This is a genomic window from Paenibacillus sp. EB106-04-04-XG159, from assembly GCF_058791835.1.
Window position 1 is genome coordinate 70,508 of record NZ_JBYTDY010000001.1, and the last position, 26,988, is coordinate 97,495.

Here is a 26,988-nt window from a genome sequence, read left to right on the forward strand (position 1 = left end):
GTTAAATTACAAGAGATAGAACTAGTATACCGCCAAGAGAAACAAATGATGCGATAAGGCAGGCTGCAGTGAAGCTCTTAAACATATCCGGTAACGATAATCCTAAATATTCTTTTACAAACCAGAAGCTCGAATCGTTGACATGACACCAGCCAATCGCTCCGGAACCAATGGCGAGAACGATAATTTCTGGGCTCACACCAGGATAAGCAGCCAGCATAGGTGCCACCATGCCTGCAGTACTAATCATGGCCACTGTAGCAGAACCGATAGCCAGGTGCAGGAGCCAAGCTATGAGCCAAGCGAGAATAATGGGGTTCATATTTAGTGACATCAAAATCGTTGACAATTCATTACCTAACCCACTGTCGACTAATATCTGATTAAAAGCTCCACCGCCACCAATAATCAACAAGATGCCGGCAATCGGTCCAAAGCACTGTTCTGTAAGCGTTAACAAGTTTTTCATTTTTAAACCACGAGAAAGGCCTAACGTATAATAAGCTACAAATACCGAAATGAGAAGTGCAATAATTGGATTGCCTAAGAAATTAACAATAGGCAATAAAGCTGAATCTTCTGCGAGAAACAATGCACTAACCGTTTTTCCTACCATAATGATTAGAGGCAATAGGATCGTAAATAAGGTAATGCCGAAGCCTGGGAGATTCTCAGCTGGTGTTGCAGCGTTCACTTCTGATTCGGTTAATACTCCAGTCTTGCACTTCGTACTGATAAACTTGGCCCAAAGTGGGCCAGCTATAATGGCAGTCGGAGTTCCTATAAGAAGAGCATACAGAATGACCTTACCTACATCAGCCCCCAAAGTTGTAGTAATTGCAAACGCTGCCGGATGTGGAGGCACCATCGAGTGAACGATCATCAGCGATACTGCCAACGGAATTCCAACACGGAGTAACGACATCTTAGCTTGTTTGGCAACTATGAAAACCAAAGGGAAAAGTAAAACAAATCCTACTTCAAAAAATACGGGGATTCCGGCAATTAAGCCGACAATTGTCATAGCCCAGGGAGCTCTTTTTTCTCCCATTGTTTCTAGTAATGTTCGTGCAAGGCGCTCGGCGCCGCCAGATACTTCCATCATCTTACCTAAAATCGTACCAAAACCGATAACGGTGGCCAGAAACCCTAACGTTCCAGCCATTCCGTTTTCAATGGAAGTAGCAATCTTAGGAAGAGGCATACCTGTGGCAACTCCCACAAATATACATACTAATATTAAGGATAGAAAGGGATGTATTTTAACTTTAAGAATGAGAAAGATGAGAATTGCTATAGATGCGACTAACACTAGCATCATCATTGTTCCAGTTTCCATGTCCTTAATCTCTCCCTGCACTATAAAGTGAATTAGCTCATTGCACCTTTACGATAGAAATCATCCATGACATCTGTAGGAACCATGCCGCCGCCAGTAGCCCAAAGAATGTGAGTGGCATTTTGCGTCTTCTGTTCAAGGTGATTATGTTGTAAATAATCTTGTCCAATGGAAGAAGCGTGCAGTTGAACTGGTCCGATAAAGCCTGCAACTGCCGATGGTTCTAAGAATATTCCTTCTGAATCGGCTAGCTGTCTAAGGATTCGATAGAGACAGTCGTCTTGAATAGTAAAGACACCACTAATATCTTTCTCTAGTGCTTTACCCACAAAGCCTGATGGTCTCCCCACGGCAAGTCCGTCTGCTGCAGTAATATTATCAACGCCAAATTCCTGAGCTGATACCTCGCTATGCTTGCGTGTCATTAAACCTAGCAACATTGCCGGTGAATGGGTTGGCTCTGCATAAAAGCAATGGACATTGTCTCCAAATACTGTCCGCAATCCGAAAGTAATTCCACCAGGAGCGCCGCCTACACCGCAAGGCAGATAGACGAATAGCGGATGATCCTGATCGACTGGAATCTTCATGTCATTCAGTTGCTTTTGGAGTCGTTTAGCTGCTACGGCATAACCAAGGAATAACGTTGCAGAATTTTCATCATCGACGAAGTGGCTGTTGGGATCTTTCTGGGACTCTTGTCTGCCTGCTTCTACTGCTTTCCCATAGTCACTATTGTGTTCAACGACGATTGCACCTTTTTGCCGCAATAAAGCTTTTTTCCATTCTTTAGCGTCAGTAGACATATGCACAACAACTTTAAAACCTAATTGGGCACTCATAATACCAATACTAAGACCTAGATTACCGGTTGACCCGACCACAATCGAGTAATTCGAAAATAGCGCCCGAAATTGTTCTTCTGCCAGAATGGAGTAGTCATCGGTTATTGACAGCATGCCGTGTTTAAAGGCAATCTCTTCGGCTACTTTTAATATTTCGTAAATTCCTCCGCGAGCCTTTACAGAACCGGAGATGGGCAGGTGACTGTCACATTTAAGATATAGAGATCCCGCTATTTCCTGATTGAACATTTCTGATAACTTCTGCTGCATCTTAGGGATGTTGACTAGTTCAGATTCGATGATTCCGTTCTTTTCCCTGGTCTCCGGGAATACTTTGGCTAAATAGGGAGCGAAGCGAATCAGTCGTTGTTCCGCATCTTCGATATCAGCTATCCCTAATTCCGTGTTAATCATTCGGTTGCTGCAACTCTCAAGCTGTGGGTTTACCCAGAAAACTTCCTCAGTATCAATGATTTTCTGCAGTTCCGGCAATTCATTTTTCCATTCTTCGATCGTTTTTCCAGCAATTTTGTTAGTCATGTTTACCTCCGTACGAAAATGGATAAATTTTAAGTCCAAAAGGCGATTTGAGTTGTGGTTTTTAAATTTATTTTTCTGCGATAAATTCTATTTCTACTTTGGCTCCTTTAGGAAGACCTGCAACCTGGATGCAAGAACGTGCGGGTTTGCTAGACTTGAAATAAGAGCCATAGATTTCATTGAGACAAGTAAAGTTGGCAAGATCGGTCACAAAAATAGTCGTTTTAACAATGTCTTCGAAAACGTATCCTGCTTCGTTCAAAATTGCGGAGATGTTCTCCATCACTTGTTCAGTTTGTATTGCAAAGTCATCATTCATTTCACCTGTCTGTGGATTTATTCCAAGTTGCCCAGACGCATACAAACGTGAAGCGCTTACAATTGCTTGCGAATATGGTCCAATAGCAGCGGGAGCCTTATCAGTCATAATTGTTTTCTTCATAATGTCCTCTCCTTGTTGTGAAGTAATAGTCGCTTTTAGTTAAATAGGAGTTAATAAATTAAATCTGGGTAAATAATAGCATCTTACGTTTATTATTTCAAGCGTAATATTTATCGATCTTTTTGGTCAGGTAATCAATAAGGATTTAATTCAAAAAAAACCGTTTCTGCATTTACTAGTGTGGAATACACTTGTAAATACAGAGACGGTTTAAACAAATCGGCCCATATAATTTTAATTTATTTTCTAAAATGTCGGAGGAGTAATAGCAAAAATAACGGTTGCTTCTTTACCCGATGTATTTTCCCACTTATGTTCTACCCCAGGTGGTATTTTTACACTGTCTCCAGTATATAAAGTCTCCACATCGTCCCCAATAAATAAAACTACCTCACCCGCTAATACATATGCGACCTCTTCGCCAATGTGTCTCATCAGTTTTTCGCTCGACTGGGATTCAGGTGGTAATTTCATTAAAACCATCTCAATTGATCCGCTTAAATCTGGAGATAATAACATATATTCCCAATTATTAGATGATGGAAGTGTGATTTTTTTTCTGGAGTCTGCTCTGGTAATTAAATCTTTAGTTTGCACAAATTCAGTAAATAAACTAAATAAAGGAACATCCAACGCATCGGCGATCATGCGCAGCGTATTCAGTGACGGACTGGAAAGTCCCCTTTCAATCTGGCTTAACATGGATGAAGTTACATTCGTTATTTCTGATAACTGTTTAATCGTATAGTTCTTTTTTTTGCGAAAATTTGCGATTGTTTTACCTAATTCTAAATTATCCATTATTTATCATACCTCATAAAAATACCCCGAAGTTAATTAATATGCCGTTCCTGAGCTTAATAGCCTATAAATATAAAGATATCATAGATCTTGGATAATTTAAAGTTTGATCAGACTTTTATAAGCTAAGGAGATTCATGTTGTATCGAAAGAAACCACTCCAATTGTTAGGAGTGGCCTCTGATCTGTTTAACGTACATTTACTTTTTCTGCGTTTGATTTTGAAATAGTTATTTTTACTAGGATCAGCATGAAAGCAAGCAATGAAAACAAAATGCCGCACCAGATGAGCTGATGTATGCCTAAGTGAGAAATAAACCAGCCGCCGATCAAAGTCCCTACCGTAATCCCAACATTGGAGAAGGAGACAAACAAGCTGTTGCCGAATTCGGGGGCTTCTTTCGCATCATTCATTAGCAAGGCTTGACTGATAAGGAGTCCTCCGGAATGCACAGCTCCCCAAATAAATACGATAACCACCATCGGCAAGAAATACGAACCGAGGTAATAAGTGATGAAGTAAATGACCGCATATACTAGTGGAAACAGAATGGCGGTCTTTGTCATACTTTTGTGTATGAAACCGCCAAACATAAAGTTCCCAACAATCATGGTAACGCCAAAGGCCATCAGCATAACGCTAATCCATGAGCCGTTCATATGGGTTACTTGCCCAAGATATTCTGCAAAATAGCTATATACAGAAAACATAGCTGCAAAGATGAAAATAACGGTAACAATCGTCAACCACAATTGAGGCTTGCGTAATATGCCTAGCTGCTTGCCAAAAGACATTTTCTCTTTAACTGGCATGGAAGGAAGCCAGACCAGTATCCCAATAAAAGCAATGATGCTCACGACAGCCGCAAATAGGAATGCAACCTCTAGCGATATTTTGTCTGCGAGATAAGAAGTCAACGGCACGCCAAAAGCAAATCCAACGGTTATTCCAGCAAAAACTTTGGTGACGGCTTTGCTGCTATTTTCCGGAGGAACAAGGCTGGCCGCAGTTACAAGAGCAATTGAAAAAAAGACAGGGTGGAAAATTGCAGGCACAATTCGGAAAGCAAGCATGACTTCAAACTGGGTTGTGAAAGCATAAACAATATTAGATACTGCGAACATCAGAACAGAGATCAATAAAATGATTTTACGATTAATGCCGGAAACGAGTAAGGTTAGGAATGGTCCCGAAATCGCAACGACTAAAGCAAATATACTTACAAGATACCCAGCCTGCGAGGGCGATATCTGAAATTTCTGAGTGACTTGGGGAAGAACACCGATAATCCCCATTTCCGTTGTAATAATGCCAAATACACCTAAAGCAAGAAAAATGATTAGTGAAGAGTTGACCTTTTTCATTAAGATGAATGCCTCCATTTATATACGTATATAGAAATATAGATATGTTAAACGAAAAAAAACTCCTTTTCGACTATAGTTTAGTTTGGAAGTACTCAGCAAACTGCTGGATCGTCTTTTCGTTTCGGCGATAGTACGTCCATTTTCCAATTCGTTCAGATTCCAATAAACCCGCTTTTTGCATGGTGGCTAAATAGTTCGAGATGACCGACTGAGCAAGTCCCGATTTTGCCTGAATATCTCCCACACATACACCAATACCAAAGTTCAGCCCCTGTTGCAAATAGGGCTTCTCATCAAAAAACTCCGCTGGATTCTTCAGCCACTGCATAATTTGACAACGCGTCTCGTTAGACAAAGCTTTAAAGATTAATATAGGTTCCATATCGATCATTATATCTACTTTTATAGATTTGTAAAGATGAGCAATGTATTTGGGGCTAAGGTGAAAGTATATATAAGCTCGACAGAAGGCTATACACCGCTCATTAATTTTACGATACCACTTGGCTCTATTGGAGAAATCTCAATACCGTAACGACGGTAATTCCAGTTGAGATGATCTTGGATTAACGATTGCCAGGCATATTTTTGTCTTACACAGTGGAGATTTAACTTACAGATCCAGCTTTTGATATTCGCGCTGCTCAAGGTTACGGGCCGTTTGGCTATGCTCAACTTTTGTGTGATCTTCAAAAGTCCCTAGCGCGTGATCAAGAACCGTATTCGTGACGCCGTACCAGTAATTTTCATTTTTAAAATGATGCCATAAATGGATCTTCTTCATCTTACGACCCCAGGGGGAGACTGGATTGATCGGTCGATGGGCGATATAATGCTTCCACTCGTAGAACAATAGAAATAGGATCACTCCCGCGATAAAAGCATTTGTAATCACGAGGCTTGCTGTAATCAAATAAGCAATTGCTCCCACAATGGCGATGTTCGGCAGCGAGTACCACAAAGGCAGAAACAATAGATGCAGGTCATTCGGAGTGGAGTGATGATCGTAATGTAAGCGCTTAAGCAACTTTAAAAAGAAAGGGTTTTTCGGAGCTCTCATGTGAAAAAGGAAGCGGTGCGTGAAATACTCGGCAGCAGCATAGGCGGCCATACCTATGACAAAAGCAATCCACGGGCCGATGGATGTCAGGTTTGGAATTAGAAATCCAATGCTGACCAGGAAGATTCCGCTCATGATGGCTATGTCGGGGAACAAGAAATACTCTTTTACATATTTTTTATTGCTCAATTAACAGCACCTCCTGATTATCAATACGTAGGGTCCGCGTTTCCGTGTTTCTTATGAAATGGCTTTGTGATCACATTATACTATGAATATGCAGGAAATAAATGGATATTGCAAGTTAAATTTTATTGGTAAGCCGGGTGCTATCTCACAAGCATGTATGCCACGCTCAAAAGAATAGAGTAAGTATTGTTGTATTCCGTACAACATTTTGCCGATTACATTGCAATTCACATTGCTAGGTCAGGTATGGGCTGCTTGTCGTATGGAAAGTTATAGAAAATATCAAAAGCCCCCACCTATTAATAGGATGAGGGCTAAACTAGTTCTATAAACCGCTTATTGCACTATTTTGTTAATCAAATTATGAATCACCTTAGCTGTTTCGGCTCTTGTTGCTATACCTTTGGCATCAAATATGTTGCCAGGCTTGCCGCTGATGATGCCGGATCCTTGCATGAGATTTACTGCAGATAATGCCCAAGATGAAATGGTTTCTTCATCTGTAAATTTACTCGTAGTATCCGAGTTGGCGAGTGTAATGTTGGCGTACTTGGCATAGTTCGCAATAATCGTTGCCATTTCTTCTCTTGTTACCACTTTGTCAGGTGCAAAATGTTGATTCCCTATACCTTTTACAATTGCACTTTCGCTCGCCCATGCAATATACGGTGCATAATACTTATCAGCAGATACATCAGTGAAGTTTGTAGTTTTACCAGCTACATCAGCACCGTCAAGTTTGCCTAACACGGTAACCAGCATTCCTCTAGTCATTAGTTCATTTGGTGCAAAGGAACTGGTCGTTACCCCTGAGAACAGCTGTCTTGCAGTTACAAAGTCTATACTGTCCTTAGCCCAATGATTGGTTATGTCTGTGAAGGATTTCGGATTATGACCTACTGCAAATGTTGAGGAATGCTTTGTCTTAAATACAACTTTGCCATCGATCACGTTTGAACTTGGGATGATGACTTTGTTGTTTCCATCCATACGGTAAACTACGATATTTTCGGTTTTTTCTGCTCCTTCCTTCACATATGGAATAGAGACAGTGATAACACCATTGAAATGAGTTACGGGTACTCCATCTGCAAGAATAGTGACTGTTATAGCCGGTCTTCGATCAACTTCAGCTGATTTTTCGATCTTAATAACAATGTCTTTGCCTGCAAGTTGGGTTAAAGTTGCTTTCTCTAGTCGAACATCGCCGATTCCAGTGTTGATAACGAAGTCTTTATCACTCTTGGACAGACTGCTCATAGCCGTTTTACTAAGTACTATTTCCACACTTCTAGTAGTTGCTGGAGCATCGACTCTTACAATAACATCTTTTGCATTATCGTTCTTAATAACTTCAGTAACATCGTTGTCGCTGACAATCGCTCTTGCGTTGTTATTTGAGTCAACGCTTGGCTTAAGAATGATCATATCCTTTGGTTTTTCTGTCGGTTTGATCGGTGGTATGATTGGTGTTGAACCGCCAGAGCTGCCAGAGCTTGCTGCTGCTTCAAGGGTACCATTTGCCGGGACTGTGATCGTTGCATAGCTCACTTTTACACCATTGATATCTTTATGCATAGCTTCATAGGTTTGCGTACCAACTGTAATTTTATTGTAATCGCCATAGAATCTAGCTTCCCAGGCAAGAGGCTTGCTGGAAATATTCGTAATTTGAGTTTTTGCTAGACCAGTATGCTTCACATTAATTTCATGCTCACCGACTGGAATGTACATAGCCTCAACGTCATTCACTTCAGATGGCAAGCGTGGGGCCGTAATGACACGATGTTCCGCTGCGTTAGGCTCGATTCCCATCATACCTTCAATGACATGAGATACAAATGTAAACGAAATTTCAGGATAATCCCCATTTGTACCTTGTGATGGTCTTTCATGTGGTACGTCTTTAACGTTCGTTATATATTTCATCCACTTCCAGGCTAGATCGGCCTTGTTATATGGGAAATACATATCAGGAATGTAAGTATAAGCTTCAATATTATGCGGCGCTTCTGGCGTGCTGCCAATACCAGTTCCTAGATTCGCTTCAATAAATGCCATGTAGTCATCATTACGTTGACCCGGCTCAGTGATGAGCTTCATTGGCATGAACCAGCTATTTTCTTTACCGAATCCATCGTATTTGGTACCATCTTTGGCCAGCCCTCTCGCAAAGCCATTATAGCCCTCTTTTACACTCCACTCTTCATTGAAGTATTTTTTAAGATCAGCGGCCTTTTGATTCCATGCTGCAGCTCCTGCTTCATCACCACGAGCTTTTAGAATACCTGAGTAAGCGAGCATAGCTTGATACTGCGAGCCTACAGAGTCTCCTGATTCGATGGGATGTTCGTTACCCCTTTCATTATAGGTACTTGAGCCAGCAAAAATATTGCCTGTTCCCGTTCCCTCTGCAAGACCATTGCCGTTTGTATCATGTAGAGTAACAAAATCAGTCATTACCTTGGTGTAGAAATTAAATAATGTCTCATCTTGTACGTATCTTTCATCGCCAGTCCAGCGGTACTGCTCGTATGCCCGTTGAACAAGCTCGAATTGTGCAGGGACCTCACGTACAAAGCTGTTATCATGATGGTAATCCAATGTATAGTTGGAACCGTCGAAATTAAATGCCCACAGGGTATACCACTTTCTAGCCTCATTTGCACCTGCTGCGAAGATTTTAAACATATTAAAGTTTTCATCTGCAAGTCCAGCAATCTGTCCGCCAGTTGCCTGATGCACAAAGTCTCTGCTATAGAAAGCCGTTCTGTCATAATATCCAGCCCAGTAAGATGGTACATAAGCTACCGGACCAGTGCCTAGACCCCATTCCGACTTATTGATCAGTCCACTTTTACCGGTCATCACGAATTGTTCTGTTTTATTTACGGCCCAGTTGAAAGTATCCTGTAAATACTTGTTGCTCGATTTTAAAGCAATTTTTTTATCCTGAATTTCACATGTTACCGTCCAGACATTACGAACCGCATTTTTTGAAATCGTGAACTGTACAGGCTTAGTAAAATCTACCCCCGTTGTTGACGGACTAACATTTGCCCCTTCTGAAACTTCTATGACGACATTAAGTGAAGTTACATCAGTTCCATATGGGACTTTAAAAGTGATGGTTCTATCTTTAGAATTAATCACAGCATCGCCAATCTGCTTATCTGCCTTAAAAGAGAATAAATTCGCTAGATCAGGCACCTGGGCAGCAGGATTTAAGTACATTTCAACGTCATCTACCAAAGAAGCTTCTGTACTAGCTCCACCCTTGGCATAAACCTCAACTTTAGAACCTGCTTCGAGAACAATATCAGTTAACGTTACTTTCTCATATCCAGCGGTTGCTTTTGTTGTTTGTAAGGATTTTATCGCCGTGGTATCGCCTTGATATCTGACACCAATCTCTGTACCAGGAGCGGCGGCATTGATGTACATGCTTAAATCATAGCTAGCGGTCTTGTCGACCGGGAAGGTGTAGAATAGTTCTGCACTCGGTGAATTTGTTGGCAAATAACCATATCTGAACCCTGTCTTTGCTACAGATGGATTGTTCGGAGATTGACCACCGTTAGCAAACTTCCAGCCCGCAGGCGAACCATTTACTTCGATGTCAAAGCTATAGTTACGCACATAGTTGATCCGAACCATTTGGTCAGCAGCAACTGACATCACTTGTTCACCTTTCAACCCCCATATATCAACTGGGGTTACGGCAAATTTAAAATATTTGCCCACATCTTCATCATCTAATACCAATGAAGTTTTGGTTTCTCCTTCAATTGCCGTGTAGGTTCCATCAGGTGTATCGGAAGAATACCACTGATAAAGACTAGTTCCTTCCGTTTGACCCTCGTCTTCATCTGAGAAGGTATAGCTTCCAGTCAAGGTTTGGCCAGACCAATAATTCCCCGAGATAGATACGTTTGTGGCTGTTGGTGCATGATTCGCTATACTATCCATATCAAATCTTAATGAGTAATCTGTAACAGCAGCTCCAGCTGTTGCAGTAATTTGAAGCTCTGTATCAACCGCCAAGTCAGGTACAATCAACTTAACCTCTTGAGGCTCTTCTGCAGCAGTAATAGTCTTGCTTTCTTGACCAGCAGTTATCGTTACTTCACCGCTGCCGCTTACCTTAGCAGTTAGAATATATTGCCCTGCCTTTGGGATTCTCACCATCTGATCAAATCCGGCATCACTCATTACATTACGGAGCACACTGGAAAGATCATATTCGAAAGAAAAGTCATCACCGTTGGTCCATCCGGTACCGCTATTGCTATACACGATCACTTTATCGCCTTGCTTAAGCTCAATTGGTGATAAAGTATGAACTGAATTGTAGGTAGCTCCATTTGGAATAACAACGCTGTTTAATACCGTGTTATCTACTCGTTTAACACCAAAAGAAGATTTTGAGCCGCCTGTTGAGATGAATGCAGAAGTGTTGTAACTTCCAGTGTAAGGTGCTGTAACTTCCTGTTCTACTGCGAAATATCCAAGCGAGTTCTCATCCGTACCATCAAGGAAATATCCTCTAGCTCCGGAATGCGGATTGTTGGTTTGTATTCCTGAGCCGGAGTTTCCGTTTGCCCCAACAAAATTCCAAGCCACTTTCCCATCTTCGAATCCAGCATTTTTCAACAAATTGGTTCCTGCTGCAGCGTGTACTTCAAGATTGTTAAAGGGAACCATAGGAAATAGCAATGTAAGTGCCAATACTAGTGACAACGTCTTCTTCCACATTAATCTCATCTCCCAGAAATATGGATTGTTAAACTTTGATCAAAGTTATAAAACGCTGAGCTCACTTCCAAATTTTCCGCAATCTTGATGATAGTTTCCTCAGACAAGGTGATCATTTGATGCCAAATCCCTTTATGGAGACACACTGGCTTATCCAGCAGGAACACCTCATACTGCTCTGGCGTTTCGTGTTCAGCTACGATCAATAAACCTGTACCGCTTACCGGTTCAAAGCTTTCCAGCGACATCGTATGGCATTCGAGTTGATCAAATTCTCTCTCAACCACTCGAAGAACCGCTAGCCGCCACGGATGATTGACTTCCGTAACCACCACTTCAAAGCGTGGATCTGCTGGATTCTCTGAAAACTCAATGACAGTGCCATAGGGTTTAAAGCTCTCTTTTGTAATAGTTCTGATCATAAGCGCTCTCCTAGAAATGGATAGAGATATCCATGAGTTTTTCTTTAAACGCTACTTCTATACAGACTAAGTTGGTTTCAAGTGTTACAACCTTTGCATGTTCAGATACGCTTGTTACCTTATGGCCATCCGGAATATAAACAAAATACTTTTGTACAGCGCCCACTACACCTTCTAGTTTGAGGTTTAAAGATGAATTGTTGTATTCATGCTCCAGTACGCTGACAGCATCCATCGAAACGTGTCTATCGGATGCAATAACTTGAGGCTCTGCTGTTTTCTCATAGAATGCAACCACTTCACAGCTTCCTAAATCGAGAGCCCCGGCCTCATATGCGCCCTGAACCTCACCTATAAACTGTTGCTTCCAGAAATCAAAGGCCAAGTAGGTTTTAGCTTCATCAAGTCCTAGAGTTTTCATGGTTACTTCGGATTTCGAGAGCGGCAAGGTGGCTACTCTTGTCATCACGCACCATCTTCTGCTTCCCTTATTTACATGGAATGACCATAGTGAGGAAAATGGATGCTCAGCATCTACGCCTTCATAAACTCCGGCCATATGATAGGCATCATCAAGAGAGGCATCCTCTGCCACGACTGGTGTTTCGTGAGATTGTACGGCGAATCCATGCAGCTTGGTCCATGTATAAGCTGGATATTCCAACGACAAAGGTCCCGTTTCAGCGGTTTTGGTTGTCAGTGTCGGCAATGTCTTTCGAATCACATCCATCTTGTCTGGAGCATACGCATCCAAGGTATCACTGAGCATATATAAGCCGCCTGACAGCGAAATTAAAGATAATACGGTCTTTGCCCACTCCAGCTTGGTTCGAACACAGACATGGTCAGGGTCGTTCAAGAACAGGATTCGTTGGGTATGAAACCAGCGAGCGCTTTCAAACAGCTGCATACGCACGCCTGCCCAAGTAGGATTAGCATCCATCGAAATACGACAAGCGTCTACCAGCCCTACAACCTCATGCATTTCTCCCCAGCTTGCAAGGTAATACACCTTGTCGCCAAGGCCTTTTTTCGTCGCTTCCATATAGGCTCTGAACTTCTGCTCCGCTTCCTCATTGCTCATCAGTCCAAGCCGAACACACTCATGCAGCCCATCAAATAATAAATGGCGGATGGCATCAATCTTGATATATTCGTAGCCCATTTCTTTAAAGCTCTCGAATAGAGGAACGATGTGCTTCTCAAGTGTTTCAGGTGTACAGCTGTACAAATAATCGATCCATTCCCCTTTAATTGCTTCGTCGCCATTCCAAAGGACGGCTTCCGGGTTATAGATCGGGAATTCCGGGTTCGTGATATTGGCGTTGGTCCAGATCGCGGGAGCCATTCCCTCATGCTTAATGGCTGAAACAATTCCTTGATGCCCCTCCGGGAATTTCTCATCCTCACAAGTCATCCAGCCCTCTGCCATTGTACCTTTAGGGTTAGCAGGCAGCGGCATCTTCTGATAGCCATCATCAACCTGAATGTATTCCATCCCATAGTCTTTGAAATTGTCCGCCATAAACCTAGCAACTTGTTTAACTTTATGAATGTCGATATCACGGCGATACGCTTCCCAAGAGCACCAGCCAGCAACGGCTTTCGGATTCGGTTTGAACTCCCATGGCTTGTGATAGCTGTAACCTAGATGCTTGTTATAGTAATGGGGGCGAATATTGATAAACATCGGTTTCTCACTAAGCTCGACTTCAACTTGAACAATCGCTCGACCATTGATAATCTCAATTTCCTTGGACAGCCAAGACCATTTCACACCATTCCAGTCAATTAGCAGATCAAGGCTAATATCGTAAAGCGCATTCACGCCCTCGATCAGAACATTGCCGCATTGTCCTAGAATGGCCTCGTTTGCCCGTGCTCTTCTTGGACGCATATTAATAACATCTGCAGACAGGTTGAACGTCATGTTTACCTTCATTGGCTTCTCAACTGCAATATAAATCTGCTGATAATACTGTACGCTTTGCATGGAACCGTCAGAGCCATGGCGGAAGCCCAAGTCTTCTGCATCCGGAACATGGAAAGAAAGAATATCGATGCCGTTATACTCGTATGCTAGCGTTTTGGTGTCTTCGTACCATTTATGCAGCGCATGAGCGTTTGGTGGCACTTGTTGTATAGGATGAAAATTTTCGTTATTCATAGGGTCACCTCATTGTTTTACTTAATCGCGCTATCGACCATGCCTTTGATAAAGTACTTTTGCAAGAATAGGAACACTAGTGAAATAGGCAGAATAGCCAATAGGGCCGAAGCCGCAGCTGCATTCAAGTTGCTTGTCGTTTGCGAGAAGAAGGAAGAAATCGCGAGTGTAATGGTTTTATAGGATGGATCCTGCAATAAATACAATGAAAACTGGTAATCATTCCAGCAATGAACCCCGGCTAAAATTATGACGGATGCTGTTACTGGTTTTAGCTGTGGCAAAATGACCGCAAAGAATGTCTTGATTGGTCCACAACCATCAATAGAAGCTGCTTCATCAAGCGCTTTCGGAATGCTTGCGACAAAATTCGAGTACAAAAATATACTAAGCGGCAATTCAAATGTCAGCAGGGTGATCACAATACCCCAATAGTTATTTACACCGCCCAGATTGACCAAGGTTTCATATAAAGGAACGAGAATACTAAGTGGAGGCACAATCATGATGCCTAAGACGAATCCTTTAATCACTCGATTAAGTCTAGTTTTTACACGTGATAACGGATAAGAAGCAAGTGCGCCAACTAACACAATGAACACGACAGAAGCAGCCGAAATAATCAAGCTGTTGACCATCGAAAGGAGGATCTTTCCCTCATTTATGGCAGCGGTAAAGTTATCCCAATTAATGTATGATGGCATCGTCCACATCGAACTCAGATCGCGAGGGCTCTTAAATGCAACACCAATTAGTACATAAATGGGAGAGGCAAAGATTACGAACAAGACGATGGCAACAAGTGTCTGCCAAATGATTGTTTTCTTTTTCGTTTTCATTAGTCGATCTCCCTTTTATCTAACTGACGTAATACAACTCTGTTCACAATCAATATGAGAACGAAAGTTACAAAGCCAATCGCTGAGGCGTAACCAGCCATTTCACTGCCGAAGTACATTCTGTGAACGAGTGTAGATAGTGAATGTGTATCATATCCAGGACCGCCGGAGGTTAAAGCCATAATGATATCAAACAGCTTCAATCCACCGATTAAATTGATAATGACAGCAGAAGAGATCGCAGGCATTAATAGCGGCAAGGTAATATATTTGAATTGTCCCCAAGCATTAACGCCATCCACTTTCGCTGCCTCGTAGTACATTTCTGAGATATTTTGAAGTCCTGCCAAATAAATAACCATGGATATCCCGACATATTGCAGCGAATTGATTAAAGTCATGATAATGGTTGCCCTTGTGCCATCTGCCATCCAGTCTACTGGACTGGCTCCCAGCGCGATCAAAATATCATTTATGGCACCAGCATCATAGCGAACGAAGAAATACATGATATATCCCATGATTAAAGGTGCGATCATGACCGGTAAATACACAACCGTTCTAACAAGCGACTTGCCCCGGAATGTCTGATTCAAATAAATCGCTAATGCCAATCCCAAAATGTTCTGAAGTATGGTGCTTCCAAAGCCATATACAATCGTATTGATAAATGCTCGATAGAAATTTTCGTCGGTAAACATGCGAGTATAATTGGAGATACCCACGATCTTATATGTCTGCGAGTAACCATTCCAATTGGTAAATGATAAGAACACACCCCTAAAAAGCGGGTAGATGACAAACACCATAAATAAGATTAGGGCAGGAATGTACAGTATGTTTACAATGGAGTTTTTCTCACCAGTACGTTTCATATTAATCTCCTTGTATGAAGAGAAGTAGCTGTATCTTCGAAATACAGCTACTTGTTATCTCATGTATTCGTAGCAGCTATTTCACAAACTTATCATTGAAGTTTTGTTCCATGGACTTTGCTGCATCTTGTACAGAGCCTGATTTTCCTGCAAGAATCTCTGCTCCAGTTGAACACATAACATCCCACATACCGCTTGGCAGATACTCTCTATCAAAGTATGGGAAGGTACGGATGTTTGCATATTTATCATAGTAATTTTGAATATCGCCAAGGTTTCCAGTTACATCTTTTAAGCCTGATGGATTACCTGTTGCATCTGAAATCGTAACGGCAACTTCCGGCTGTGCGAGATAGTTTAACAGCTCGATCGCTGCTTCTTTATGCTTGCTGTCTTTCCATACGCCTACTGCAACTCTCTCACCTGCGATTAATGAAGGCTCATCATCTTTGCTTGCTGAAGGAATTGGCATCATGCCAAGCTTGGCATCCGGATTCACTTTCTTAGCATCGATGATCGAGGAGTTTCCATAGAAAGCAAAAGCTGCTTCTCCATTTGCAAGCGCTGTCATATCGCCGTTATAATCAGCGGTCAGAACATCCTTGTTAAAGTATCCTGCCTTCACCCATTGATCCATCAGACCAGCGACCTTCTCCCAAGCAGCTGTATCAAATGTACCGCTCTTCAGTTCATCTCGCTTATTATTGGCATCATTCGTAACGTAATAAGATGGTGCAACCCAGTCGAAGAACTGTCCAATCGTCCAGACATCTTTACCGCCGATCGTTATAACTTCCTTGCCAGAGTCTTTTATCTTCTGAGCTGCAGCCGTAAAGTCATCCCAAGTTTTAATGTCGTCTACCTTAACGCCTGCTGCCGTAAGTACATCCTCGTTATAAATCATACCCGCGATATCAGCGTCGATCGGGAGAACATACATCTTTCCTTCTTTATCCGTAATAACCGGCTTCATCTGATCCGAGATTCTGCTTGCAAATTCCATGTCATTTACGGGTTCCAGATATTCGCTATAACGAGCAACTGACCAACCATGTGTTGTAAATAAATCGGGTAAAGTGTTTGAAGACATTTTGGTCTTCATGAGCTCTTCATAGCTCTTGCCAGGCGCTGAGAATTCAACTGTATAACCTGATTTGGCTTCGAAATCCTTAACTGCTTTCTGTAATGCTTCTGCTTGAACACCTACCACGTTGGTCATAAATGTTAGCTTTACATCCGATGCTGGTTTTCCAGGCGTTTCTGTTGCCGCTGGTTTTGGAGATTCCTCAGATGCAGGCGGTTTAGATGAACAAGCACCCAGCATGCTTATTGCAAGTATTCCGACCAAAACTGTAGAAAGTATTTTTCTAGCTTTCATTCTTCGATCCCTCCGTTTTGGATGTTAATGATCATCTCGGGTTCATTATAAGAAACAATATGTATCCCGAAAATGTAGCGAATCTACACGAGAAGTACAATTTTCTACAATACCCTTTTTTTCACTAATTTCTTGACGGTTGCGCTTACATTGTCCAATATAATGGGTATAAGGAAGTGAGACCGATGCTAAGACCACTGATAAAACCAAACTTTCGATTAAGCTTATACAGCCTGTTTGCGATAAGCATTATACTGCCAATTTTTATTGCAACGATCTGTATTACTGCCTACTTAAATGCTCAAAATATCAAAGCTACGGAGCGGCAAGTTCAAAATATTATTGACCAGGTTGCCATAAATATAAATACGCTGATCTACAATCTTGAAAACGTTGCCAACACTCCAGCGCTATATGTTGATATTTTTAATGCTCTTCAATCCTATAATCGAGGTGTCTTTCTTACCGATATTCTAGAACAAAACAGACTTCAAAGTAATTACATTACTACCTTTACCAAACTGATTTACACGAATAGCAACGACATCGATAGCGTTCGGTTTCTTCCAACCAACCCTAGTAGTAATCTGGTGTATGAAGTAAATAAGAGCCGTGAAGGGTTACATACCATTGCAATAGATGATTATCATGAAAGCACTAATTTTCAGAAGGCCATTGCCAGTAAAGGCAACATGTACTTAACAGGTATTTATGAGAAAGAAATTAACGGCTCCAATCATCGGGTCTATTCCGCTCTAAAAGCAATAAAAGATTTTGATACCAAACAGATTATTGGCGTTCTACAGATCGATGTTCTCTCAGAGAATCTAGAAAAGATGATTCAAAGCATCGTCACATCGGAAAATTCATTCATTGCTCTAGCCAATAATGAGAGCATTCTGTACGCCAATAAAGAATATGACACTTCTTTAGAAAATAAAATATTGAACTCCACTGCATCTTTTGAGATTGATTCACATACCTATCGAACCATCCATGCCAATATTTCGTATTCGGATTGGGAAATCATCTACGCGATCTCTGAAGATGATCTTGCTGCATCTAATAAACCCGTCTATATTTTGTCTATATGTTTAAGCTTATTGACCATTGGCGTTGCCTTTTTCATATTTCAAAACGTTTCTAACCGACTTGTATTAGATATCAAATCCATTGTTATTGCGCTCAAGAAGATTAGAGGGGGCGACCTAAGAACAAGAATTACCGTTCATCGCAATAATGAATTGAACATGATTGCTCATGCTGTAAACGAGATGACAATTGATTTAGATCAACATATCAAGCAAGAATTCATAGCCGTTGTGGAACAAAAAAAAGCAGAAAATCGAGCTTTGCAAAGCCAGATCAATCCGCATTTTCTCTATAACACATTGAATTGTTTGCTTGCCCTGAACCGTATGGGTGAAAGAAATAAACTTGAAAACGCTATCCTTAATCTAACCAGACTGTTTCAATATACTTCGACTAGCGAAAGAAGTGTCAGCATTCAAACCGAATTGGATTTCCTTGAAAAGTATATCAATCTACAGCAGATTCATTATGAGGATAGACTGTTCTACACCATAAATATGAGCGAATGCTGCAAAAATATCGAGATACCCAAGCTTATACTGCAGCCACTTGTTGAAAATAGTATTATACACGGCATGGGTTCCACCGATGATCCGATGTTAATTGAGATTTCCGCTGCTTATTCAGATGAAACGAAGATGTACACGATCATGGTTAAAGACAACGGTGTGGGATTTAATATGGATGATCGTAAAGATAATATTGGCCTTGCCAATGTCAAAAAACGATTAATGCTCTGGAACGATAAAGTTGATTTATCTATTGCTTCAACCGTGCATGTCGGCACGATCATTATAATCAAATTCTGTGAACAGGAGGAGACATGATGAAAATTATAGTTGCAGATGATGATAAGCTAATCCGATATTATACGCAAAGCTTGATAGCTGAAGTCATGAACGAGCCCTATGAAATGGTAGAGGCCGCAAATGGTCAAGCATTGATCGATCTATGTTTACAGCATTCACCTGATATCGCCTTCGTTGACATTAAAATGCCGTATGTAGATGGAATCTCTGCCATTGAGCAAGCGAAAATGAGCTGCCCCAACACCAATTTTGTCGTATTGACTGCCTACGCAGATTTCTCTTACGCTAAGCGCTGCATTAGTTTAGGAGTTACAGATTATCTGTTAAAGCCAATTGAGCGGGAAACGCTAGAACATGTGTTAAAAGAGCTTAAGATTAAGATAAATAAAGAAACATCATTTGATAACTTTAAATTTCAGCACAAAGTCATCTCATTGTTCAATAATCCAAACTTCAGAAATCCCGGTAAAGATGTGGACAAGAACGTAGAACATGGTGATTTTTTATACTTTGAATTTTTTATTTTATGCAATAACTATGATGAAATCTATCACTCTATTTATTCCAAGCTAAGCAATGAATTAGGTGATCTAGCAGACAACTTGCTGAAGTACGGGAATAAAAGTGCACTTTTTCATTCTAAGAGAGGGAATCTTGCTCTTGTTATTCAATCGGTTAAAGATAATCAAGATTACATTATTCATTCAATCAATCTAATTCTGAAAGAATATAATAAAAGCTGTAACATTAGCTGTTTAAGTACAAATTCATCTACCCTTACCCTTTTACCCGAACATGCAGCAAACATTAATCAAAAATACTACTGTATTTTTGCCAATAAAACAGGAATAGTTCATGATATCCAAGCAGCAGCATCCGGCTTAAACCATGATGATTTTGCATTTTTGGAGCTTTTTTTCAAGGTTATCTCTGCTTATATTGATGGGAACGAACCTGAGTACACCATTCACATTAAAAATATTCTGAGTCATACCAAGATGAATTTATTAAAGATTAATTTCGAGGAACTGCAATCGTATACGAATAAATTAACGGGTCAAAACCTAAAAGAGCATCAGAGTCCAAAACAGTTTTTTAAAGAGCTGCTGGCATTAGGCGAAGGCTTAAAAATCAACATTAGTCAGTCGTCATTGAATAAGATGGATCTGATCAAAGAATATGTCGATAAAAATTATATGAAAGACATTGGTATTACAGTCATTTCTGAAATTTACAAGCTTTCTCCCAATTACGTAAGCAAGCTCTTCCACGAGAAGTTTGGGACAAAGTTTACAGACTATTTAACACAGGTCCGCATCTATAATGCTAAATTGCTCCTAGCATCAAATAACGATATTTCTATTAAAACGGTCTCTTCAATGGTTGGCTACAATAGCCCAAGACACTTTACAAACATATTTTACAAGTTAACTAACATCTACCCTTCTGACTATAGGAAAAGTTTAAAACTTTAGATGAGGTGAGATTAGATTATTACTTGAATCGGTTCTAAGCTAAACGGGAGTTTAGTTAAAATTATTCTTTACTACCCAACCTTTTTCGTTTTCGATGCAGTATATAGTTGAGTGCTACCCGATAAGGAGGAGCTTTCAAGTCATGGATAAACAACAAGCCAACCTTGTCATCAAGGATTACATCAAGCCGCTGTTTGGGTTTGCTTTGAACAAAACGGGCAATATCGCCGAAGCCGAGGAGTTGGCGGGAAGAATGACGCTGGAGGTTTACCAGACGCTTCTCAAAAAGACGGAGTTTCTGGATCTGAACAGCTACGTCTTTAAGATCGCTCATTATGTATGGGCGAAATACGTCGGCGAGAAAGTGAAGGCGTCCAACCAATTGCGGATAGATGACAACGAGGTGATATCCAAAGACGAGGGCTTCGACGCGATCATCCATCAAGAAACCGCTGGCGCATTGCGGCGGGAAATCGCCTTTTTATCTCACCAGCAACGGGAAATCGTAGTCAAGTACTATTACGGCGGCATGAAAATTAGAGAAATCGCGGCTGCGATGGATCTTTCCAGTGGCACGGTCAAATGGCACTTATTCGAAGCGAAAAAGGAGCTGAAACACAAGATGAACACAATCCGATCGATAGGCAACCTCGGCATCAATCCGATTCGCATGACAAGATTAGGGCATAGCGGATCCCCGGGCAATAAAGGCGATACCGCCGACTTTCTGGCGACGGCGATCAGACAAAACATCGCTTTCTCCGCTTATCACAAGCCGCTCACGGTCAATGAAATCGCCGAAGAACTAGGCATTTCACCTGTATTTATCGAAGATGAAGTCGAAGTCCTAGAAGAATACGGCTTCATGGATCAATTACCGGGCGGAAAATATCGTACAAATATGTACATTGAAGATCCGTCCCAAACGAAAAGTGAGGCACTACACCGTTTGTTCGAAGAGTATGCCGAGGTTGCCGTCGAGCATTATTTCAAGACACTTTTCTCGATGGCTGAAGTGTTCCAAGAGACCGGTGTCTATATTCCAGGCGGAGACATCAATCTGCTGTTATGGAGCCTTATTCCGTATGCTAGTAAACAGCTGAGCTTCAATGAACTTGATAGGGTAAGCGATGAAGAGGTTTCAGTCAGCCGTAAAGATGGCGGCCATTACGCCGCCTTTGCAACGATCGACAGAGAGTTTAATGTCAGCTTTGACCGCAGCCAATATTATTTTTGCGGCGATATGAGTCGCGATTCCGATGAGCACGCAGTAAAGGCATGGCAGATCAATACGTGGTGGTGCGGCAGGCAGGGCGGCTGGAGAGACAATCTGAGTTCGGATTTCATCAGCCTGATGCACGTGATTAATGGAGATTTGCCGCAAAACCATGCGAACATCGACGCCTATCGCCGTCTATTCGACAAGCAATATTTGCTGCGAACGGAATCTGGCCTTGAAGTTAATATTGTTTATTGCAAAGATAAACAAACAGGAGAACGTCTGCATGCGGCGATTCCACAACCGTCCGAACGAATTAAAGAAGCCGCTACGAAATTGGATCAGGCTGTCTATCAATTGAATCTCGAAGGTCAACCAGTCCATGCAGATAAATATGTGCGCTACTGGTCGCAGAACAACATGGCGTCGGGAACAATGCGTACATATGTACTCAAACATTTGGTCGATATCGGTATGCTAAAAATACCTGATCCGCACCGTCAAAAGGGCATTTCTACGATCATGTTCATGAATCAAAGCTAGCGCGGGGTTACCGATAGTTGGATAAAGTGAGATCAAAGAAAGGGCCGTCCTGCAGAGGAAGGCCTTTCTTCGCGAATTATAGCCTTTCGAAATGTTTTATTTAATCGTTATATCCCCAGAAGTTGTTTGGAGTTGCACACGAAATGTGCCATCTCCTGTTTGTCCTTGTGTCTTTCTGTTACTTTGTTGTGAATTATTCAAAGGAATACCGACAGATTGTCTTCCACTACTAGATTGCAACAGCCAGTTTATGTTGGAGTCCTTGTCTTCTAGATGTAAAAGAACGTTGCCACTTTTGACAGAAACATTGATGTCGCTATCAATTTCTAAATAGTCAAGCGATACATTTCCGCTGCTTCCTTTAATATTGAGTTTTTGTGTGTTCAGATTATGTATCTTTACGTTTCCGGAAGAACCGTCAATCGTTACTTGTCTCTCATAACTGTTTGGAATACGAACGGATAGCTGAGGCATTTTCCCGATATTTACGATGTCCCTGAGATCACTCTTGAGCTGAATATTGACGGTATCTTCCTCCTTATCAATAACGATTCCAGGTCCATTACTATTGATCCAGGATGCTTCAAGTGCTTCGATATCCGCTGATTCTACTACCAATGTTGTGCTGCCGTGGTCAATATGGATGTTATCGATCCACTTTATCGACACCGTTTGTGCATATTCCTCATTGTTAGAACTACAGGCACTAAGAAACAGCATCACCACCAAAAGCAAACAGACGCAATATTTGTTCATATCCTCACCTCTTCATTATTGTGAACATGATTATATAAGATTACGTTGCGTCAGCATCAAGCTAACTTGCGCAAAAAATATTTTAATCATAAAAACACTTGAAAGTGACGTTGCGTCATTATGTATAATCAAGCCAATGATGAAAGGGGCTAATAGATATGAAGCAAGGAGATATCATTATTTATGCATGTGTCATTATAGGAGCAGGGATTGGACTTATGCTGGATCATGCATTTCCAGGAGTAGTAGTCGGACTAGGATTGGGATATCTAATTAAAAATGCAGTTTATAAAAATAAAGAAAATTAGCATTTTCCATCGTCGGAGGTGTCTGTAATTGATTCATATCAAAGAAGTTGCGAAACAAACGAATATTACGGTCAGAACACTTCGGTACTATGATCAGATCGAATTATTGACGGCTTCATCCAAAACAGAAGGGGGACATCGTCTATATTCAGAAGAGGAACTGAAGAAGCTGCAATATATCCAATTTTTAAAAGGAATGGGTTACAAGCTGCAAGATATTAAAGATATGCTATCCGACTCGAATTGGAATTGGTCGAACAGTTTGAATAGCCAGTTAGCTTATATCCTTGAAGAGCAAGAAAGATTAAAGAGTATAGAGTCATCTCTGCGGGAATTGATAAATGGGATTGCAGTCGAAGGCGGGGATGAGCGGCTTGCGATACAGAAACTTATTCAGTTATCGAATCAACATAAAAAAAGATCGCCGACCCTCAAGGAGAACGTGTTTAACGATAAGGAAATCGAGCTTTGGACAAAGCTTCCTAAAATGAGTGGAGAAGACCCCGATTCTCTGGAGTGGATCGCTTTGCTAGGGCAGATAAAACGATATACGAGAGATGATCCTGCTTCCTCAAGAGTGCAAAACATCATACGGCGTATGGTAGAAAAACAATTGGAAGATTTCAAAGACGAAGACGAGTTTGTGAATAAATTATGGGATTTGCGAAAATCCCCAAAGCAATCTAAGAGTCTCGGACTGTATCCTATAGACAAGGAAGTTCTTGATTTTATGGAACGGGCATATGACATCTACATTTCTTCCCTACAGGACTCTTCCTTGGAGCAAGGAGGAGTATCGTGAGTTTGGAACTTCTTTATTCGGTAGGGGGATTAGCCTTATTAGATACGTTAAGTCCTGCAACACTGGGAGTGACGGTATATTTGCTGTTAACGGAGAAGGAGCGATTATGCTCACGCTTAATGATTTATTTAGTGACAGTCGCGGCAATTTATTTTTCAGTAGGCGTTGCTTTGATGTTAGGCTTGGATGTGTTGCTAGCTTCGTTCGCCTCCATCTTTCAGAATCGTATTGTAAGTTGGGTTATGCTGATCATTGGGGGGATTCTGTTTATAGCAAGCTTCTACTACCCTAAGAGTAAAAAATCGGATTTGCCAAAGCCGAAGTCCAAAAGTAAGAGATCCATGATTGCACTCGGGTTCACGACATCACTGATTGAAGTGGGGATGGCGGTGCCGTATTTTGCTGCGATTGGTCTTATGACTACTTCCAATTTAGCAGTCTTTCAGTGGCTCCCGATGTTAGCTGGTTATAATTTTATAATGCTACTGCCGCCATTAATCCTGTTTACCTTGCATTTATTATTAGGGCGAGTAATGAAGAGACCGTTGGAAAGGCTTCAAATCAAGCTTTCGCAGCATTCAGGATCGGCTATTTCATGGGTTATGTGTATCGTGGGGTTGATTTTGGTTATTAATAGTTTAGATTATCTATAAGATACAGACAACGAAGGAAGTTTATGATGGCTATTACGCAAGACAAGAGTTTGAGGTAAATCACACATTTAACTAGAAAATATTGTTATGATATAGGAAAAAACGGAGTTGATTCTGCATGTATCATTTGTTGGTTGAAATATAACGTTATGACCGGCCTATAAGAGCTCCGCCTTCTCAGAAGTCCCGAACAGAGACTATGAAGAAGAGGAGCGGAATGAGTTGAACAAGCGAAAAGTGCCTTTGTGGAGTTTGCTGCTGGAGCGGGGTTATTTTGAAGACCGGAAGCAGGCCGCAAGCTGGGTTATGTCGGGTAAGGTGTTAGTGAACGGTCAATCTGCCGTTTATGAAGGCGAGCAGGTTAAAGAAGATGTCGAGCTAGTCGTTAAAGGTTATGAACAGAAATACGTCGGAAAAGGCGGACTCAAGCTTGAGGGCGCTTTGGATCATTTTCAGATCGATGTTACTGGTAAAATCGCTTTGGATACGGGAGCCTCTACGGGCGGATTTACGGATTGCTTATTGCAGCACGGCGCTGCGAAAGTGTATGCGATCGATGTCGGATACGGCCAACTGGCGGGTAAGTTAAGGCTTGACCCTCGGGTCGTGAACATGGAGAAGACCAATATCGGTTCCGTTTCAAAGCTGCAACTGCAGCCCGGGCCGGAATTCGCTGCACTGGACCTCTCTTATCTGTCTTTGAAACAGGCGATTCCGCTTGTGGATCGTCTGCTGGAGCCGGGCGGTGAAATGCTTTGTTTGGTCAAGCCTTTGTTTGAAGTGTCCGACCGGTACATACGCAGGTCGGGGGTAATCGACGATCCGGACATATATAGGCGAATTCTAGAGGACCTCGCTCATTTTTCGGAAAGTATCAGGCTTCGCGTACTTGGTATCTCGCATAGTCCGGTTACTGGGAACAAAGGGACGAAAGAATTTTTCCTATGGCTTGGTCCGGGCGGCTCTTCAGCAAGAAGAGATATCGGCCGAGACATCGATGCAGCTATCCATGAGGCGGTCAAGCTGGAGGCATATCGTAAATAAGCCATCGATATGGTTTAAGTGTTTGAGTGAATCGAATGAATAGTAGCTTTTAGTTGAGGGGCTTTCCTGAAGATAAGGAAAGCCCCTTCCTCGTTAGAGGTTTTATTTCATAAACGTACCATTGCTATAGGTGTATTCCTCAAAGAGACCTTGAGATCCATACGGCAGCGTGATCTTGTTATTACTTATTTGAACATCAGACTGTCCTTCCGCACTCATGAGAAGCTCCAGCGGAGAAGTTCCATTTTCAAGCGCGACAAAGTTATAGCCAAATACCCATACAAATGTTTGGTCCAACTGATTACTTGCGGCGACAACCACTTCTGGAGTTCCATCGTTATCGAAGTCATGATCCTTGAGATACAGACTGAATCCAGATTGGAGATCGCCGAACTCATCGAATGGTCCATCTTCGTTCGCGGGCAGATCGAGTTTCCAACCTGTTTGCATGCTGTCGATCACGACACGTAGATTGATTCCGTTTGGTGTATCTAGACCGATGACTACGGAAGCTTTCTCTCCATCCAGTTTGAGAGGAATTTCCTTGTCTTGGTCTGTTATGTTCCATAATAGAAAGTTCGCTAGGGTGCTGTCAGATGTATTCTGTACCGCGTCCTGATCTTCTTGTTGGCTTGTTTCGTTAGTTGGACTATCTGACTGGCTGTCCTTCGATGCTCCAAGTGTTGGTGCAACTTCTGAATTCTGCACGGTTTCTTCTGGTTGTGTTTGCTTACCTTCGTATTTATCCGTTGCTTCTGCTAATAACAGTGTCCAATTAGGAAGTTCCATCATTTCTCCATCTACTGAGAATTCGACAGGCTTAAACTGCCCTGGACCGAAAACTTGCAAAATGGAACGGATGTGTACACTGACACCTTGGTCGGAATATGTAGACTGGTACATGACGAACTTGTCAATGTCGTCTTTATTTCCGTCGCGTGTTACTTGGGACCATTCTACATTACTGAATATTTTATTGTTTTCGAGCACCTCTTCTATAGCGTAAGGTTTCCCTGGAATAGCTTTACCTTCTTTTACCCATTGGACATATTTATTACCGAATCCACCTCTTGAGAAGATAACGACGACTAAAATCAGGATAATGACGGTTACTGCTGAACTAATCAGAACGACTGCTTTCTTTTTATTACTACCCATTTGACACCTCTTTAGGAATTTAGTCTGACTACAGGCAAGGCTTAAGAACTATGCAAACAAAACTAATTATAAGTAATAGAAGATATATATGGAAGTGATATTTGTTAGA

The 26,988-nt window shown here is 41.6% G+C and carries 22 protein-coding genes; 7 read left to right on the forward strand and 15 right to left on the reverse strand.

The genetic code is table 11. From position 1 onward, the window contains the following. Nucleotide 1: 1 nt before the first annotated feature. From AC3WTP_RS00300 to AC3WTP_RS00360, 13 genes are all read right to left on the reverse strand, one after another. Nucleotides 2–1,339 carry a GntT/GntP/DsdX family permease gene (locus AC3WTP_RS00300; RefSeq protein WP_492392583.1) on the reverse strand — a complete coding sequence of 446 codons (1,338 nt, stop codon included), beginning with the start codon at nucleotides 1,337–1,339 and terminating at the stop codon, nucleotides 2–4. Between the two features lie 32 nt (nucleotides 1,340–1,371). Further along, nucleotides 1,372–2,724 carry a D-serine ammonia-lyase gene (gene dsdA, locus AC3WTP_RS00305; protein ID WP_492392584.1) on the reverse strand — a complete coding sequence of 451 codons (1,353 nt, stop codon included), beginning with the start codon at nucleotides 2,722–2,724 and terminating at the stop codon, nucleotides 1,372–1,374. A 67-nt stretch (nucleotides 2,725–2,791) separates the two neighbouring features. Continuing rightward, nucleotides 2,792–3,166 (reverse strand): RidA family protein, encoded by a 375-nt coding sequence (locus tag AC3WTP_RS00310; protein WP_492392585.1) that lies wholly within the window; start codon nucleotides 3,164–3,166, stop codon nucleotides 2,792–2,794. Nucleotides 3,167–3,412: 246 nt separating this feature from the next. Beyond that, nucleotides 3,413–3,967, reverse strand: coding sequence for a cupin domain-containing protein (locus AC3WTP_RS00315; protein WP_492392586.1), 555 nt, complete (start codon nucleotides 3,965–3,967; stop codon nucleotides 3,413–3,415). A 189-nt stretch (nucleotides 3,968–4,156) separates the two neighbouring features. Beyond that, a complete protein-coding gene (locus AC3WTP_RS00320) occupies nucleotides 4,157–5,332 on the reverse strand; it encodes an MFS transporter (protein ID WP_492392587.1) in 1,176 nt (391 codons plus the stop codon). A gap of 73 nt (nucleotides 5,333–5,405) precedes the next feature. Beyond that, nucleotides 5,406–5,717 (reverse strand): ArsR/SmtB family transcription factor, encoded by a 312-nt coding sequence (locus AC3WTP_RS00325; RefSeq protein ID WP_492392945.1) that lies wholly within the window; start codon nucleotides 5,715–5,717, stop codon nucleotides 5,406–5,408. Between the two features lie 231 nt (nucleotides 5,718–5,948). Then, a complete protein-coding gene (locus AC3WTP_RS00330; protein WP_492392946.1) occupies nucleotides 5,949–6,530 on the reverse strand; it encodes a sterol desaturase family protein in 582 nt (193 codons plus the stop codon). Nucleotides 6,531–6,920: 390 nt separating this feature from the next. Continuing rightward, the gene (locus tag AC3WTP_RS00335; protein ID WP_492392588.1) at nucleotides 6,921–11,339 is read right to left on the reverse strand and encodes an S-layer homology domain-containing protein; all 4,419 of its coding nucleotides are present in this window, start codon (nucleotides 11,337–11,339) and stop codon (nucleotides 6,921–6,923) included. 5 nt (nucleotides 11,340–11,344) lie between these two features. Continuing rightward, a complete protein-coding gene (locus AC3WTP_RS00340; protein ID WP_492392589.1) occupies nucleotides 11,345–11,761 on the reverse strand; it encodes a hypothetical protein in 417 nt (138 codons plus the stop codon). 10 nt (nucleotides 11,762–11,771) lie between these two features. Further along, entirely contained in the window at nucleotides 11,772–13,928 is a 2,157-nt protein-coding gene (locus AC3WTP_RS00345) for an alpha-amylase family protein (protein WP_492392590.1), read from the reverse strand. 17 nt (nucleotides 13,929–13,945) lie between these two features. Then, nucleotides 13,946–14,767: a carbohydrate ABC transporter permease gene (locus AC3WTP_RS00350; protein WP_492392591.1), complete on the reverse strand. Its 822-nt coding sequence runs from the start codon at nucleotides 14,765–14,767 to the stop codon at nucleotides 13,946–13,948. Next, on the reverse strand, nucleotides 14,767–15,642 hold the full coding sequence (locus AC3WTP_RS00355) for a carbohydrate ABC transporter permease (RefSeq protein WP_492392592.1): 876 nt from the start codon (nucleotides 15,640–15,642) through the stop codon (nucleotides 14,767–14,769). The genes AC3WTP_RS00350 and AC3WTP_RS00355 overlap by 1 nt, the downstream gene beginning before the upstream one ends. A 76-nt stretch (nucleotides 15,643–15,718) precedes the next feature. Continuing rightward, nucleotides 15,719–17,020, reverse strand: coding sequence for an ABC transporter substrate-binding protein (locus AC3WTP_RS00360; RefSeq protein ID WP_492392593.1), 1,302 nt, complete (start codon nucleotides 17,018–17,020; stop codon nucleotides 15,719–15,721). 185 nt (nucleotides 17,021–17,205) lie between these two features. On the opposite strand from AC3WTP_RS00360, the gene AC3WTP_RS00365 reads away from it, so the two are divergent. From AC3WTP_RS00365 to AC3WTP_RS00375, 3 genes are all read left to right on the forward strand, one after another. Beyond that, a complete protein-coding gene (locus AC3WTP_RS00365) occupies nucleotides 17,206–18,939 on the forward strand; it encodes a cache domain-containing sensor histidine kinase (RefSeq protein ID WP_492392594.1) in 1,734 nt (577 codons plus the stop codon). Then, complete coding sequence (locus AC3WTP_RS00370; RefSeq protein ID WP_492392595.1) at nucleotides 18,939–20,396, forward strand: response regulator transcription factor; 1,458 nt, start codon at nucleotides 18,939–18,941, stop codon at nucleotides 20,394–20,396. The genes AC3WTP_RS00365 and AC3WTP_RS00370 overlap by 1 nt, the downstream gene beginning before the upstream one ends. Before the next feature lie 142 nt (nucleotides 20,397–20,538). Then, nucleotides 20,539–22,158 carry a sigma factor-like helix-turn-helix DNA-binding protein gene (locus tag AC3WTP_RS00375; RefSeq protein ID WP_492392596.1) on the forward strand — a complete coding sequence of 540 codons (1,620 nt, stop codon included), beginning with the start codon at nucleotides 20,539–20,541 and terminating at the stop codon, nucleotides 22,156–22,158. 96 nt (nucleotides 22,159–22,254) lie between these two features. On the opposite strand, the gene AC3WTP_RS00380 is transcribed toward AC3WTP_RS00375, so the two are convergent. Beyond that, complete coding sequence (locus AC3WTP_RS00380) at nucleotides 22,255–22,914, reverse strand: DUF4097 family beta strand repeat-containing protein (RefSeq protein ID WP_492392597.1); 660 nt, start codon at nucleotides 22,912–22,914, stop codon at nucleotides 22,255–22,257. 158 nt (nucleotides 22,915–23,072) lie between these two features. Here AC3WTP_RS00380 and AC3WTP_RS00385 point away from each other — a divergent pair, with 158 nt between their 5' ends. The 4 genes from AC3WTP_RS00385 to AC3WTP_RS00400 all read left to right on the forward strand — a co-directional run bounded on the left by AC3WTP_RS00385 (nucleotide 23,073) and on the right by AC3WTP_RS00400 (nucleotide 25,721). Beyond that, nucleotides 23,073–23,222 carry a hypothetical protein gene (locus AC3WTP_RS00385; RefSeq protein WP_492392598.1) on the forward strand — a complete coding sequence of 50 codons (150 nt, stop codon included), beginning with the start codon at nucleotides 23,073–23,075 and terminating at the stop codon, nucleotides 23,220–23,222. 28 nt (nucleotides 23,223–23,250) lie between these two features. Further along, entirely contained in the window at nucleotides 23,251–24,024 is a 774-nt protein-coding gene (locus AC3WTP_RS00390; protein WP_492392599.1) for a MerR family transcriptional regulator, read from the forward strand. Next, nucleotides 24,018–24,677, forward strand: a complete 660-nt coding sequence (locus tag AC3WTP_RS00395; RefSeq protein WP_492392947.1) for a GAP family protein — start codon at nucleotides 24,018–24,020, stop codon at nucleotides 24,675–24,677. The genes AC3WTP_RS00390 and AC3WTP_RS00395 overlap by 7 nt, the downstream gene beginning before the upstream one ends. A gap of 222 nt (nucleotides 24,678–24,899) precedes the next feature. Beyond that, nucleotides 24,900–25,721 (forward strand): TlyA family RNA methyltransferase, encoded by an 822-nt coding sequence (locus tag AC3WTP_RS00400; RefSeq protein WP_492392600.1) that lies wholly within the window; start codon nucleotides 24,900–24,902, stop codon nucleotides 25,719–25,721. Between the two features lie 102 nt (nucleotides 25,722–25,823). Here the strand turns inward: AC3WTP_RS00400 and AC3WTP_RS00405 are convergent, their stop codons facing one another. After that, nucleotides 25,824–26,879, reverse strand: a complete 1,056-nt coding sequence (locus AC3WTP_RS00405; protein ID WP_492392601.1) for a hypothetical protein — start codon at nucleotides 26,877–26,879, stop codon at nucleotides 25,824–25,826. Between the last annotated feature and the right edge of the window lie 109 nt (nucleotides 26,880–26,988).